Genomic DNA, 14,551 nt, shown 5'->3' on the forward strand with positions numbered 1-14,551 from the left:
TTCATTTTGTTGTATCCGTTTTCAATAATTATTTAAACATAAATATTCATTTTTGTATACAATTTTATTAAAAATGTATACATTTATTTTTAATTTGTATTCTTTTTTGGCGCTAAAGAGAGGGATATGATTGTCTTTTACTTTATTTTTGGTATGATTAAGGAAACTAGCCATTCCATGAGTGAAGGGAATTTTTTATAAACAAAAGGTGGATTAACATTGATGAATGAAAAGAAGAAAGCAAATCATCAATCATATGAACTTATTCGAGATAAGATATTGAGTGGTGAATTAGCGAGTGGTACAAAGATCACCGAAGAAAAATTGGCTAATGATTTAGGATTTAGCCGTACCCCCATTCGAGAATCCATTAGAAGATTAGAATATGAAGGGCTTATTGTGAAGAAGAAAGTTCTAAAACCAACGGAAAAGAACTTACGCGATATTTTTCAGGTACGCATGCTCCTAGAGGGTCATGCAGCTAAAAGTGCAGCAACATATGCTTCACAAGAAGATCTAGATGCTTTGCTTCAATGCGTAGAAACAGGAAAAAACGGTTCATATGAAGAAATTATGGAAGCAAATGAACGTTTTCATCAAATTATCGTTCAAAAAAGTGGAAATGAGGTACTAATTGATACAATTGATCGGATGCAGTCTATCATCTATCTTTTCCGCCGAACGGTTGTTTCTTATAACAGACCGTTCCTTATTGAGGAACATGAAGAGATTTATCAAGCAATTAGGAGTCGAGAAATGGATAAAGCAGCAGAACTGATGAGAAGTCACTTGCAAAAAGACTTAGATTTTTGTCTGCATTTGCTTCATAACTAGAGAGAAAAGACGTCTACTTTTAAAGTGGATGTCTTTTCTTTTATTTGAATTTATACCAATAAAAGGTTAAAAATAGCTTGACTGTCGATATATTGTTTACTATATTATGAGTAACGATATATCGACAGTCATTATATGGTGGTGAACAATGAATCCTTTATCAGAATCTACTTACTTAGTGCTCCTTGCTCTTTATCAAGGACCATTGCACGGATACGGTATTATTAAAAAAATAGAAGAAGTAAGTGAAGGGGCATTTATTATTGCTCCAGGTACTCTTTATGGGGTAGTAAATAACTTACAAAAACAAAAGCTTATTGAAACAGTAAAAGAAGAAAAAGAAAGCCGCAAAAAGAAAACATATGCAATAACCGAAAAAGGCAGGGAAGCTTTTGAGCTAGAGTTTAGAAGATTTCAAAACATGCTTAGTTTTACCAATAAAATTGTAAATGAGGAGAACGAAGATGTTTAAGAAGAGAACAGATATTAAGAAAATCAGTAAAAGGTTTACGAACTTTGAAAAAGAAGAGAAATGGCTAGGGGAAATGCTTGCTGAAGGATGGATATTAAAAGAGTACGGCTCAGAAGATGTAGAAGAGTGCCAATACATATTTCGTTTAGCGAGTGAGGAAGAGAAGAAAAACGTTGTCTATAAAATTGATTATCGTTTGTTTATAAAAAAAAGAGATTTCGAAGATTATCAAAGTCTTTTTGAAGAGGCTGAGTGGCAGCCATTAGCCAAGGACACCTCCTACATGAAGCATATCTTTTATACAAACTCTAGTGAAGCAGATCGGGATATTTTTTCAGATAAGGAGTCTTATCAAGGAAGAGAAAAAAGAAGAATGAAGGCAAGTTTATTATATAGTGGATTGTGTATATTAGGAATGGGGATTTTATTCACCTTGTGGAGGGCTTTTGAGACATCCTCCTTTGGTGGAGCAGGTATGTTTGTACTGTTTGCAGCCGTTAAAAACATTGCTGATTACTTTAAACATCGAAAAGTCTATAAATCATTAATATAACTATAAGTTATATTTCTTACCAAAGAGCCAAGTCCTAAATAAGGAGTTGGTTTTTTATATTAAAATTGACTTCATTAAAGTTAACCAGTAAACTAAAAATATTAACCAGTTAATAATTTTAGGGGGAGAGCAATGAATTCTACACAAAAACAGGAAGCATTAAAAGCCATTGAACAGTTTATTACCCAGAAAGAGAAAGTAGCGAAGTCTTCAACTGGAATAGATGAATTAAAAGGGAAATGGACGCTCACTCAGTTGCATATTTTAGCGCTTATTTCAGATTATCCCACAGAAGCAAACAACACCTTTCTCTCTAGAAATCTACATATTACAAAGCCTGCAGTTACAAAAGCGGTAAAACTTTTATTAGAGAAAGAGATGATTGTTCGAAAGTATAAAGAAGACGACCGGAAATCTATTTATTATTGTTTAACAGATGAAGGAAAAAAGCTAGCTCTTTTACATAAAGAGCTACATATGAAAGCAGAACAAAGATATTATGATTTGTTTGAGGAATTCAATAAAGAAGAGCTTACTGTGATTACAAAGTTCTTAAAAAGATGGACAGAAACAATTAGTGAGGAGAATAGAAAATGAATAAAAATGAAGTATATACGTTTTTGTCGAACATGTATAAAGATGTCTTATTAGATTTAAATGTTAATAAAGTTTCTCAGTATTTCTCACCAGATTATATCCAAGTAACAGACGGAGTACAATCCAACTTAAACGAGTTTTTAAACCACTTACTTACGTTAAAAAGAATCGTAAAATCTCTTTCACAATCACCTTTTTATCACTTTTTATATGATGAGGAAGAAGGCGCTGTCACATTAAGATACGATGTTAACATAGAGAAGAAAACAGGTGAAAAGGGAAAAGTAGAAGTTATTGCTATCTTTATACTAATTAATGGAAAGATTGTAAAGTGTCATGAATTAACATGTCCATTAAAAAATAAAGAAGAATTTGGTGACATTGGAAGGGTAAACGAGTTGTAAATAGGTAAACCAGTATTATTAAATATGCTGGTTTTTTTAATTTATTAAAAGATCGCCAGATGACTTGACAAAATATTCATAATATTATTATATATAATATAACAGATTATATATAATATGGTTAATTATATATAAACATTTATACTACTCTATTTAAGGAGTGCTCAAATGGAAATGATAAATAAGAGAACAATATTAGCTCCTTCTTTAAAAGATAAAGTGAGACAAGAGTTAAGAAATGAAATTATTTTAAATAGATTAAAGCCTGGAGAGAGAATTATTGAGACAGAGATTGCTAAAAAGTTCGGGACTAGTCAAGTACCTGTACGAGAGGCCCTTAGAGGACTTGAAGAGGAAGGGCTTGTAGAATCGATTAAATATAAAGGAGCATTTGTAACAGAGATTGATATGTCAGAGATCCACCATATTTACACACTTCGAGCTCAGATTGAAACAACCGTTATTAAACTTATTCTTCCTACACTTTCGCGTAGGCACTTTGGTGAGCTTTATGACATTATTGAGGAAATGAAAAATCAACAATCGGATTATGGAGCTCTTTCTGCACTAGATGCTAAATTTCACTGGAAACTTATCGAGTGGGGAGGGAGCGAAATCTATATAAGAATATGGAATATGTTAAGTGGGCATATTCGTCGTTTTATTGCCGTAGTACATCCTACAATTGAAGATAAACATATTGAAACATATGAGAATCATAAAAAATTGATTGAAATTCTAGAATCTAAAGATATAGAAAAGGCTCAAACGGCATTTAGAGATCACATTATGAAATTCTTCGATGAAAACAGAATGTGAAAAATTCATTTTGAAGGGGGTGAACTAAAACAGTTTTTTTGAAAGCGTTAACATACATGTTCATTATTAGGGAGGGATTTAAGTTGATGAAAGTTTCTATTACGACAAACCGTACGGATTTATCAGATAGGGATTTGAAGCAACTCAGTCAAATCGGTGTAGATTGCCTTGACTTTGGAAAAGGATCTTCTTTTGTTGGTGTTAGTGAACAAGGTTACCCTGATCTAGATGAGTTATTAAAGTTGAAAAAGAGAGTACGTTCCTTTGGGCTTGAAATTAATCGTGTCACTTTACCAAATCTAACAGAAAAATTTATGAATAATCGCCCCGGAAGTGAACGAGAGTTAGAAAATGCATGTACTGCGTTAAAGGTATTTGGGGAAGCAGGGATTTCTATTACTAGACAAAGGTTAGAAGGCGATACTTTTCCGTATTTAACAACGCCATATACAGCGGTTCATAGGGGAGGTGCTATTACTAGAGGGGAGAGCCTTGGTTTTACAAAAGAAGAACATCCTACGCCTACACTAGAAGAACACGAAAAATGGTGGAGTCAGTTCTGCGCTGCATATGGGGAATTAGTTCCTGCTGCAGAGGAGTCAAATGTTCTTTTGGGAATGCATCCTTCAGATTCTCCACACCCTGATACACCCTTTGGTGGCCTTGGTTACCATCGGGTTATAGATGCTTTTCCAAGTAAGAATGTAGGGTATGTCTATTGTGTTGGAACACGAGCTGAGGAAGGAGGGAGTTCGCTCGTTCTAGATGAAATCAATCATTACGGACGAAAGGGGAAAATATTTTTAGTTCATTTCAGAAATGTAAGAGGAAGTCTTCCTACAGCTGGAGCCTTTGAAGAAGCTTTACTAGATGATGGGGATTTAAATATGTTCAAAATTCTACTAGAGTTACGCAAGGTAGGGTTTAATGGTTGTCTAAATCCAGATCACGTTCCAATTTTAGAGGGAGTAGAACCAGATATTGATGGACATTGGCCAAATACTTGTATTGAATGGAACTATTCTAATCTTGGATATGTTTATTCAGTTGGCTACATTAAAGCATTGCTTGCAGCCCTTGTTGAGTTTGAAGGATAAAATAAATAAAAGTGGGGGCTTTTAACAATGAATAACTCATACGCCCGTAAGACGAATGTAAGATATATGATTTTATCTATGTTGTTTGCAGCAACGGCTATCAACTATATTGATCGTGCAGCGCTTGGAGTTGCAGCCCCGGTTATGAAGGATGATCTTTATTTAGATGCTGTGTCGCTAGGTCTTGTCTTATCCGCATTTAGCTGGGCTTACACTTTTATGCAAATCCCTGGTGGATGGTTACTCGATCGATTTGGAGCTCGCAAAGTTTACGGAATTGGCATCCTACTATGGTCAGTGTTTACTGTTTTGCATGGTTTCGTTGGAAGTTTTATTCTGCTGTTTTTGTTACGTCTTGCTGTGGGATTTACTGAATCACCGGCATTTCCTGCTAATAGTCGAATGGCTACTATGTGGTTCCCACAAAAAGAGCGCGGGTCCGCAACAGCTATTTATAATTCTGCTCAATATTTTGGTTTAGCTTTATTTACTCCAGTGCTTACATGGATTTTACATTCATTTGGTTGGCATCACGTTTTTATATGGGCTGGATTAGCTGGGGTAATTCTTGCAGTATTTTGGTTTGGGGTTGTACGTAATCCAAAAGACCATCCTCGTGTGAACAAGGCAGAGTTGGAATATATCCAAGACGGCGGCGGATTAGCTAATATAGAAGATAAACAAAAAATAAAGTGGGCGCATGTAAAGGTTTTGCTAACAAACAGACAGCTTATTGGAATATATATTGGACAGTTTGCGCTAAACACAATTGTTTGGTTCTTTCTAACATGGTTTCCAACTTACCTTGTTGAAGCGAAAGGTTTGTCCATTATTAAAGCAGGGTTCTTTGCTTCAATTCCATATTTGTCAGCATTCGTTGGTGGATTAGTTGGAGGATACTTATCAGATTTTCTATTACGTAAAGGTAAATCATTATCTGTTGCTAGAAAAACTCCTATTATTATTGGTTTTATTCTCGCAAGCAGTATTGTATTAGCGAACTATACAGATTCAATTACTCTAATCATTGGGATTATGTCTATTTCTTTCTTTGCAAAAGGAATGGCAGGATTGACATGGTCACTTGTAGGAGAGATTGCACCAAAACAGATGCTTGGCTTAAGCGGAGGGATCTTTAATTGTATTGGAAATATGGCAGGCATTATCACTCCTATTGCGATAGGATACATTTTACAAAAGACTCAATCGTTTAATGGAGCGCTCATTTTCATCTGTATCATTGTTTTGATTGGTGCCTTATCTTACATCTTTATCGTTGGAAATATTCGTAGAATCGAAATAGATCTTGAAGAAGAACTACCATTAAGCATAAAAGATGAAAAAGATACAAAAAGAGAGATGTGAATGAACATCTTCATTGGCCGTGAAATCTTCATTACACATCCCTCATACAAAACTTATCAATAAAAATATATCATTACAATTCCTTGTTTAGCAATTTATTCATATGCTAAATAAAAAACTTTTTTAGATATATGAGAAATATAAGAAAAGAAGGCAGAAGGCTTTGTCCTACTGTCTTTTTTGTTTATTTGACTATTATACTTATAATTTTGACTATTATAGTTGTCAAAAGGAAAAATAAGTTATATATTGGGTTTGAGGAGGAAGATACAAGTGAAAAGTCGTTTAAAGGAACTTCGGGCACGAGAAGGATGGAATCAAACGGAGCTTGCAAAGAGAGCTAAAATTTCACGCCAAACTGTAAGTCTTATTGAACGTGAAGAATATATGCCGTCCTTGCTTATTGCCGTTCGATTATCTCGTCTTTTTAGAGAGCCGATTGAAAATATTTTTATATTTGAGGAGGATGAGTTGTGAAAGGAATCAGTATGATTGTATCTAGTATTTTTCCTGTTGGGCTTGTTGCTTTTTTCGTTCTATACTTTACGGATAATGAACATATTGTAGAAAGGCTCTGGAGCTCTGAGGAAAATGTAATGTATGCTCTTTTAGCACTAAATGTCGTTTTTATTGTTGTAGTTATTTTTCAATTTATAAAGATGAAGAACTTGCCTGTAGTCTCATTAGATGAGGAACAAGAGGATGAAATAGAAGTGAAGAAATATCGCCTTTTTGCTGATATGACGGTATGTTCAAATGTCTCAATTACTTTATCTATTCTTGCTCTTGGATTAGGATTTATATGGTTTAGAGATTCAAATCCTTGGTTAGCTTTGAACGCTTTTTTCTTAATTATTGGTAGTGTCATTGCGGCTGGCTTGGCCTTTTCAAGCGGAAAGAAAGTATATCCTGGACGAGAGTTCCCAAGCAATTCTGAAGATATGTTGGATGTGCTGGATGATGGAGAAAAATTTGTTGTGTTGGAAGGGTTACATAAGGCATATCAACTGCTTATTCCTTTTCTGTATATGTGCATTATGGCTTCTGTATTTTATACAGCTGTCTCAGGTCATTCACAAATTTTTTCTATTGTTTTAATGACAATTATTCTTATTGCTGTTCAAATGACGTATGGCATAGTAGTAAGAAACCGTTAACTTCCTACTTCACCTGTAGAAAAGAGGCATGCTTTATGGTTATTCAAGCGCAATTAAGGCGTAAAGTTTTACTTAGTTTATTACTGCTTGTTATCACATCAAATCTTTTGTTATATCAGTCCCAATTCGGTTTGTCCGTATTACAGCACAATATTAATGGAGCAGTTCTTGGCTCTTTAATTGATCTCACTATTATCACTCCATTGCTAGTTTTCTTCTTAATCGAGAAAAGGCATATTAAACATCTTTTAATTGTTATTCCATTAGGATTAATTGTAGCTCGTCTCCTGGTTCCAGTTCAGTACTTAGGTTCTTTCAGGAGAGTAACTGAAATAGGTTTAGGGATAGAAATTCTTTTGATTCTTTTTGAACTCTTTTTGATTGCCAAACTTTTAAAAAACACCCCTAGAATTTTCTCATCAGCGATTAAAAGTGAACTTCCACTTCTTGCTTCCTTTGATTATGAAATAAAGAGAAGTGGGGGAAGAAACCCAATTGTTCACATTCTTTTCTCTGAATTGCTTATGTTTTATTATGCATTCTTCTTTTGGCGAAAAACCCCCACATATACAGAAAATCAATTTACGATCTATAGAAAGTCCAGTTTGCTTCCTTTTCGAATTATGATGATTCATGCAATTGTAATTGAGACCCTTGGTATTCATTGGTGGCTTCATGAAAAGTCCGTTATGCTATCTGTTATTCTTCTGCTTTTAAATATTTACTCTCTATTCTTTTTTATAGGTGATTTGCAAGCCGTAAGATTTAACCCTGCACATATTGGAAAAGATAACATCTACCTTTCACTTGGTCTTATAAGAAGAATGAAGGTTCCTCTTCACACTATTGTTCGTGTAATAGAAGAAAAAGAACAGTTAGAGAAGAAAGTGACGAAAGAAACCATTGAATTTATTGCTCATGATTTTGAAAAAGTTTATCCGAACCTTGTGCTAGAGTTAGCTGTGCCAGTTCAAGCAACATTATTTTTAGGAATAAAGAAAAACTATAAAAGAGTAGCTATTAAAGTAGACAATATTATTGAATTCAAAGAAATGTTAAAGGAGAATATAAGTGAAAAGAATAGCTAAGCTAAGCATTTTAGCAACGACATTACTTATCATCCTTACCCCCCGTGTTTACTCTTCTAGTTTGGTTCAACTGGAATGAGCTTTTTGGCAATAAAAGGCCATTTGAAGCTCTGCATTCCCTGTATGAATTAAAGTTAAAGGGGGATGAAATTAGTGCTATGAAGAATATTAATAACGATACAGAATTTCTTGTAGAAGGAAATAATCTTATTCCTTCCTTTACTCTCTTAGAAGAGCATGGCTATTCTATCGTCAAAGGAGAAGAACTTCTTGTTCTAAAAGGAAATTCATCATATTCAGTAAAGATAAATAAGTTTCAATCCCATTACTCGGTCATTAATGTTGGTGAAGAAGTTGCATTAGACATAATAGGAAAGTAAAAAGCGTGGAGGACAGGAATGTTTTCCACGCTTTTTATATTTACATAGTGTTTGGTCGTAAATCTTTAGGAGGAGTGTTATGAATATAAGAAGGAGCCGGTTTAAGTTTTGGTTTACCACCATATGCTTGAGGATTTTGTACATATTGAAAAGTTCCTTCCCCATCCATACTCGGTCCGCTAGCCCATCTTCCTGTTGCACTTTTATCTCCTTCAGAGAAGTTAAATAGAACATGAGATACTTCACGTTTTTCGAGTTGACGAGGGAACGTACTTGGAACAACAACGTTTTCTTTTGCTTCAAGCTCTTTAATTGCTGCAATCCATTGGTTTTGATGCATTGTGTCACGAGCGATGAGCCATGAAAGCATATCTTTTACACCGCGATCATTTGTTGCTTCATAAAGCCTTACAACTTGAAGACGTCCTTGTGACTCTGCATTTAAGTTAGCGCGAAAATCTGCAAGTAAGTTGCCGCTTGCGATAATATAGCCAGCATGCCATTTGTTTCCAAGGCTATCAGCAGGCATCGCACCTAATCCTGAAACAATTGCATGTTGGGGATTCATTCCACCAAGGATAGCACCAATTACAGGATCTTTAGCAGCGTCCTCTAGATCTCCAACAGGTGCACCATCAAGTAGGCGAGCAATCATTGTTGCGAGCATTTCAATGTGTGCAAGCTCTTCTGCTCCTGTATCCATAAGTAAGTCTTTATATTTTCCGTCTCCCCGTACACTCCAGCCTTGAAATAAATACTGAAGGGCAACGGAGATCTCACCAAATTGTCCTCCTAAAACTTCTTGAAGCTGTTTTGCAAAAAGTGGGTCTGGGCGCTCTGGTTTTGCACGATATTGAAGTTCCTTTGTATGAAAAAACAAGTAAGCTCCTCCTTATCTTCCTAGGAATAGTCACTTATGTAACCTATTCCTAGGAAGATAAAGAAATGCTTACTTGTTAGAAAACAGATATATAATGTAGAAAGATGTATTAGACAAACATCCCAATTAATGAGTAAACAATAACTGTTGAGAACAACAATGTCATGTGAACAAGAGAGAAAATAAACATTGATGTTGCCCATTTTTCTCCGTTCATTTTCTTATAACCAAACAAGCTTAGTCCCAGCCATAAAAGTCCTAAAATGAGAGAGACAATTGTAAGCCCTAAGCTTAATGGCAGGAAGAGAAAGCTTGTTGCTATAAGGACAACAAGATATACGTTTGTTTGCACATATGTTCTTTTAAATCCTTTTACAACTGGAAGCATTGGAACATTTGCTGCTTTATAGTCATCATGTTTACGTATCGCAATTGCATAGAAGTGAGGCATTTGCCAAATAAGTGTAATCACAAAAAGCCCAATAATAGCTGGATTTGTTACGTCCTGACTAATTGCAGCCCAACCAATTAATGGAGGAGTTGCACCTGAAATACTACCGATCTCTGTGTTGTAAATTGTTCTGCGCTTGCTCCACATTGTATAAGGCACAAGATAGAAAAACAGTCCAAGAAAGCCAAAAAGAGCGGCCATTGGTGTTGCTAAAGCTAAAGCTATTAAGCCAAGTACAGCTAAAGAAATGCCTAGCCATAATACTGTGCCTGTCTTAATTTCACCCGTTACAGTTGGTCTATCTTGAGTACGTTTCATTAAAGAGTCAATATCGCGGTCATAGAGATTATTTAAAGCTCCTGCCGCACCCATAACAAAGATGGATCCTACCAAAGCAAACAAAAGCTCTGGTAACTTATCAATTAGCGTGAGATTGTACGTAGAGAGAGCTAATGTAAGGCCAGCAAGCATTGTAATTAAATTTGATTTAATAATTCCAGTTTTCACTGTCTGCTTTAGGATCGTCCAAGAAGTTCGTTGTTCTGTTGTAACGAGATTTTCTTCCCTTGCTATCATATTTCCTCGCTCCTTTTTAAAATAGTAAGTAACCTAAAAATAGTGCTTTTATTGTTCTAATAGCTAAAAAAACAGCCCTGTTTTTTGCTGAAAAAATTTTATAGACTACTCGGGTATATTAATGTTATATTCAAGTATTGTCAAGAAAAGGAGTTGGAAAAAAGGGCAAAAAAAGCGCTTATATAGCTTATAAAAGCGCTTTCTATGAAATTGTGCTAATTTGTCCACTTTCTCAATACATTCTCAATTATTCCCGTAAAAAAATTCCTTATTCATAGTATGCTGGAAGTAATGTAAAACATGAGAAAATATTAAAAGAAAAAACAGACAATATAAGGTATAAGTTGGACGGAAATTCATATATTTTTCTTTATAATATGAATTTATATATATAAAATTAATGGGGAGTAAACATATAATTATCTTTGATTTTCTAATGGGCTTGGTATCAGGAACTGTTGTTGGAGCTGTAGGATGCCGTCTTTACGAGCAAAATGGCGGGCAATTACAGCATCTTGTTCAGCCAAAGAATTCATTTGGCGGAAGTCAGCAGCTCTCTTATCAGCCATCGGTAGAAGAGCTTCAAGCTCAGAAAGAGCGGTTGGAAGATATGATAGCTGAGCTTCAAGTAAAATAAAAAAGAAGGAGAATCAGTTCCCGGCTGCTTCTCCTTTTTTTATTATGGGGGAATAGATCATAAATTTTCTATTTTTAAAGAGAAGGAAAAAATCCTTTAATTCCTTCTGCAATCATTTGAATAGCCATCACAGCCAGAATAAGCCCCATGAGTCTTGAAATCACATTGACGCCATTTTGTCCAAGTTTCTTGATGATAGATGAAGAATAATAAAAAGTGAAACTTTAAGTAGAATGAATATAAATAAAAATACCTATTTTAAGTATTTTTTTGAAGACTTCCCTATAATTAATAGAGTAAATAGTAGACTGAATTTTCATTTAAATTTATAGAAAAGATATAGGGTATGTTGTGGAAAAAGGAAATTTAAGATATTTTTAAGTAAGAACGATTTTAAGCAGAAGGGAAAGATTAGAGTGGCAGATTTATCAAAACGAATTGTGGCAAATCTAGAAAACTCCTCATGGATTCGTAAGCTTTTTGATGAGGGAAACCGTTTAAAGAAAGAGTTTGGAGAAGATCAAGTTTTTGATTTCTCATTAGGTAATCCAGTTGTTGAACCACCAAAATTATTCACAGAAGCGCTGCGTGAAGAAGTGAAAAAAGGAGGCCACGGATACATACCAAACCAAGGACTTGTAGAAGCAAGGGAAAAAGTATCTGAGTTTATCAGTTCACGTTTCTCTGGTAACTTCTCCTCAAAGCACGTTGTGATGACCGTGGGAGCAGGGGGAGCTTTAAATGTGGCCTTACGAAGTATTTTAAATGAAGGTGAAGAAGTCATTGTTCTTGCTCCTTATTTTGCTGAGTACAAAGCATATATTGAAAACAACGGTGGAAAGGTAGTTAGCTGTCCACTAACAGAGAAATTTGAGATTGATATTGAAGCTGTAAAAAAAGCCATTACTCCAAAAACAAAAGGGCTTATTTTAAATACCCCGCATAATCCAACAGGAACGGCTCTTACACAAGAAAATGTTAATGAGCTAGGCGAGCTTCTAAAGGCGTGTGAAAAAGAAAACAGTCAAAGCATTTACGTTTTATTTGACGAGCCTTATAGCCAGCTTATTTATGATGAAGAGCTTGCAGATCCATTTAAAGCATATCATAATATCATTTTAGCCAGCTCTTTCAGCAAAGATTTAGGAATTGCTGGTGAACGTTTAGGTTATCTTGTTCTAGATAACGATACACCTGGTGTGGACCTTCTTACTGCTGCATTTGTATACTGCAATCGTACACTCGGGTTTGTAAACGCGCCGGTCTTAATGCAACGGGCAATTGCAAGCATGGATAACTTAAAAGTAGATGCAAGCGAATATAAAAAACGTCGTGATTTAATTGTAGATATTCTGCAAGAAGCAGGTTTTAACTTTATGATGCCAAAAGGTGGTTTCTTTGTTTTCCCAAAATCACCAATTGAAGATGAAGTAGCATTTTGTCAGCATGCAGCTGAAAAATATAAAATCTTAGTTGTCCCAAGTAGCGGATTCGGAGTAAAAGGGTATTTCCGATTATCTTTTAGTGTATCTCTTGACCAGATTGAACGTTCAAGAGAGGCCTTTATTGCTCTTTATAAAGACTTTGCTTAACAAAAGCAGCCTTATATAAGGCTGCTTTTATTTTTTACAAATACGTCTTTAAAAAGTCACAAGCTTCAGCACGCATTCCAGCTGTCTCGATATGACCACAGGGATAACAACTCATTTTCCAATGATGAGCTAGCCCCATCTCTTTATAAATTCTTTTTAATTCTTCGTCAATAATTGAAAGTCCATCATAAGGAGTTAACAGGTCATGTTCTCCTACAAGACTTAGGTGTGGTCGAGGCGCAATGAAAGATTGAATCTCGGCTGTTTCAAAATGTTTAAGGAGGCTAGGAACATAGGAGTAGAAGCCATGGGAATCAAGCCGTCTCTGTTTTACCAGTGTTCTAGCCTCTACTTGTGCTGTAATATCTATACAAACTGAAATACGCTCATCTAAGGCAGCAACCCACCATGCCATTAATCCGCCCATTGACATGCCCATTGTTGCAATGCGGGTAGAATCAACATCCTCTCGTTCGAATAAGTAGTCAATTCCTCTTATGCTGTCATAGATCATCATTCCCCATAAAACTTCACCATTCCAAAGCAGCTCCTTAAAAATCTCTGTTTGAGCTTTCCCTGCTCTTTCTCCAAAGCCCCACATATCAAGGCAAAGCACATTGTAGTCTAAGTCTGTTAATGTTTTGGCAAATGCTTCTTCATATAAATATGGACTACTTTTCAGGAGTTCTTTCTTTCCCATGTCGTACAGGCCGCCATGTGAATGATTAAAAAGCACAGCTGGTCTTTTCTTGGCTTTGTTTTTTGGTTTAACGAAATAAGCAGGAACATTTTCTCTACCATTTAGAGATAGTAAAAGTTCTTCTACAATGTAGGTTTCCATCTCTCGCTCAAAAAGGGTTGTGACAGAGATTTTATTTTTCTCAGGCAAATCACCAAGAAGCTCCCAAAGTTTTTGTTTCTCTTTTGTGATTTTCATGTTTTCCCTCCTTTTAAAGAAAGTGTAGTGTATAAGACAAATTATAGATTTAAAAAGATAAATTTTCCATATTAAAACTGACGGTGAGGAACATTTGTTCTATAATAGTAGATGGAGAGGAGGGATAGCATGGAAAGGCTGCCCTTAACAAAAGGTTTACCAGAACATAAATTTAGAGATTTTTATTGGCTTAAAAAAGAACTGCAGTCATTTTGCCGTGATAATGGATTAAGTGCATCAGGATCGAAAGACGAGATAACAGAGCGTATAGGCATATTTCTGAGGGAAGGGGGAATTGTAAAGCCAGTAAAGAGAAGAACAGTACATTCATTAGATGAAGAGTTAAGTCTTGAAACGGTCATTACGGAACATCACAGGTGTAGTCAGAAAGTGAGGGCATTTTTTAAGCTTCACCTTTCGAACTTCCATTTTTCTACTTACATACAAAATTACTTTAAAAATAATGTAGGAAAGACATATCAAGATGTAATAGAAGCTTGGTTGGAAGAGGAGAGGCGTAAAAAAGATCCAACTTATCAATCAAAGATTGGATCTCAGTTTCAATACAATCAGTTTATTCGAGATTATTTTTCCGACCCAAAAAATAAGGGTAGGGGAAGAGAAGACGCTATTGTAGCTTGGAAGCATATTAAAAATCTTCCTGGTGATAACAAATATAGAGGAGAAGAATAGTCTTAACCTAATAAAAAAC

Annotated in this window: 18 protein-coding genes and 1 pseudogene; 15 read left to right on the forward strand and 4 right to left on the reverse strand. The window is 35.3% G+C overall.

Features of this window, described 5'->3' with window-relative positions; genetic code table 11:
* Positions 1–222: 222 nt before the first annotated feature.
* From ACK3CR_RS25640 to ACK3CR_RS25695, 12 genes are all read left to right on the forward strand, one after another.
* Positions 223–834, forward strand: a complete 612-nt coding sequence (locus tag ACK3CR_RS25640; protein ID WP_243521004.1) for a GntR family transcriptional regulator — start codon at positions 223–225, stop codon at positions 832–834.
* A gap of 148 nt (positions 835–982) precedes the next feature.
* The gene (locus ACK3CR_RS25645; protein WP_243515790.1) at positions 983–1,306 is read left to right on the forward strand and encodes a PadR family transcriptional regulator; all 324 of its coding nucleotides are present in this window, start codon (positions 983–985) and stop codon (positions 1,304–1,306) included.
* Positions 1,299–1,859, forward strand: coding sequence for a DUF2812 domain-containing protein (locus ACK3CR_RS25650; protein WP_243515788.1), 561 nt, complete (start codon positions 1,299–1,301; stop codon positions 1,857–1,859). Before ACK3CR_RS25645 ends, ACK3CR_RS25650 begins: the two co-directional genes overlap by 8 nt.
* A 132-nt stretch (positions 1,860–1,991) precedes the next feature.
* Entirely contained in the window at positions 1,992–2,456 is a 465-nt protein-coding gene (locus tag ACK3CR_RS25655) for a MarR family transcriptional regulator (RefSeq protein WP_488976302.1), read from the forward strand.
* Positions 2,453–2,860 carry a nuclear transport factor 2 family protein gene (locus ACK3CR_RS25660; protein ID WP_488976303.1) on the forward strand — a complete coding sequence of 136 codons (408 nt, stop codon included), beginning with the start codon at positions 2,453–2,455 and terminating at the stop codon, positions 2,858–2,860. The genes ACK3CR_RS25655 and ACK3CR_RS25660 overlap by 4 nt, the downstream gene beginning before the upstream one ends.
* Positions 2,861–3,028: 168 nt before the next feature.
* On the forward strand, positions 3,029–3,679 hold the full coding sequence (locus ACK3CR_RS25665) for a GntR family transcriptional regulator (protein WP_243515782.1): 651 nt from the start codon (positions 3,029–3,031) through the stop codon (positions 3,677–3,679).
* Between the two features lie 86 nt (positions 3,680–3,765).
* Positions 3,766–4,776, forward strand: a complete 1,011-nt coding sequence (locus tag ACK3CR_RS25670) for a mannonate dehydratase (protein ID WP_243521002.1) — start codon at positions 3,766–3,768, stop codon at positions 4,774–4,776.
* A 27-nt stretch (positions 4,777–4,803) separates the two neighbouring features.
* A complete protein-coding gene (locus ACK3CR_RS25675) occupies positions 4,804–6,141 on the forward strand; it encodes an MFS transporter (RefSeq protein WP_243515780.1) in 1,338 nt (445 codons plus the stop codon).
* A gap of 273 nt (positions 6,142–6,414) precedes the next feature.
* A complete protein-coding gene (locus ACK3CR_RS25680; RefSeq protein ID WP_061802704.1) occupies positions 6,415–6,618 on the forward strand; it encodes a helix-turn-helix transcriptional regulator in 204 nt (67 codons plus the stop codon).
* A complete protein-coding gene (locus tag ACK3CR_RS25685; protein WP_243515778.1) occupies positions 6,615–7,298 on the forward strand; it encodes a DUF3169 family protein in 684 nt (227 codons plus the stop codon). The genes ACK3CR_RS25680 and ACK3CR_RS25685 overlap by 4 nt, the downstream gene beginning before the upstream one ends.
* Before the next feature lie 35 nt (positions 7,299–7,333).
* Positions 7,334–8,386 (forward strand): beta-carotene 15,15'-monooxygenase, encoded by a 1,053-nt coding sequence (locus ACK3CR_RS25690; protein WP_430238789.1) that lies wholly within the window; start codon positions 7,334–7,336, stop codon positions 8,384–8,386.
* 158 nt (positions 8,387–8,544) lie between these two features.
* Positions 8,545–8,766 (forward strand): hypothetical protein, encoded by a 222-nt coding sequence (locus tag ACK3CR_RS25695; protein WP_488976304.1) that lies wholly within the window; start codon positions 8,545–8,547, stop codon positions 8,764–8,766.
* A 40-nt stretch (positions 8,767–8,806) separates the two neighbouring features.
* Here ACK3CR_RS25695 and ACK3CR_RS25700 read toward each other — a convergent pair whose 3' ends face one another.
* Positions 8,807–9,646, reverse strand: a complete 840-nt coding sequence (locus ACK3CR_RS25700; protein ID WP_488976305.1) for a manganese catalase — start codon at positions 9,644–9,646, stop codon at positions 8,807–8,809.
* A 109-nt stretch (positions 9,647–9,755) separates the two neighbouring features.
* Positions 9,756–10,673: a heme o synthase gene (gene cyoE, locus ACK3CR_RS25705; RefSeq protein ID WP_268586216.1), complete on the reverse strand. Its 918-nt coding sequence runs from the start codon at positions 10,671–10,673 to the stop codon at positions 9,756–9,758.
* A gap of 436 nt (positions 10,674–11,109) precedes the next feature.
* On the opposite strand from cyoE, the gene ACK3CR_RS25710 reads away from it, so the two are divergent.
* Positions 11,110–11,310, forward strand: coding sequence for a hypothetical protein (locus tag ACK3CR_RS25710; RefSeq protein ID WP_243515768.1), 201 nt, complete (start codon positions 11,110–11,112; stop codon positions 11,308–11,310).
* 74 nt (positions 11,311–11,384) lie between these two features.
* Here the strand turns inward: ACK3CR_RS25710 and ACK3CR_RS25715 are convergent.
* Positions 11,385–11,525, reverse strand: a pseudogene (locus tag ACK3CR_RS25715) (MarC family protein); the annotation flags it as partial.
* Between the two features lie 195 nt (positions 11,526–11,720).
* Between ACK3CR_RS25715 and ACK3CR_RS25720 the strand changes: the two are divergent.
* Positions 11,721–12,902: a pyridoxal phosphate-dependent aminotransferase gene (locus ACK3CR_RS25720; protein ID WP_488976328.1), complete on the forward strand. Its 1,182-nt coding sequence runs from the start codon at positions 11,721–11,723 to the stop codon at positions 12,900–12,902.
* A gap of 34 nt (positions 12,903–12,936) precedes the next feature.
* Here ACK3CR_RS25720 and ACK3CR_RS25725 read toward each other — a convergent pair whose 3' ends face one another.
* Positions 12,937–13,839 carry a dienelactone hydrolase family protein gene (locus ACK3CR_RS25725; RefSeq protein WP_488976306.1) on the reverse strand — a complete coding sequence of 301 codons (903 nt, stop codon included), beginning with the start codon at positions 13,837–13,839 and terminating at the stop codon, positions 12,937–12,939.
* A gap of 129 nt (positions 13,840–13,968) precedes the next feature.
* Here ACK3CR_RS25725 and ACK3CR_RS25730 point away from each other — a divergent pair, with 129 nt between their 5' ends.
* Positions 13,969–14,532 (forward strand): DUF6434 domain-containing protein, encoded by a 564-nt coding sequence (locus ACK3CR_RS25730; RefSeq protein ID WP_488976307.1) that lies wholly within the window; start codon positions 13,969–13,971, stop codon positions 14,530–14,532.
* Positions 14,533–14,551 lie beyond the last annotated feature (19 nt).

The sequence above is a fragment of the Priestia sp. TRM10 genome, assembly GCF_057808375.1.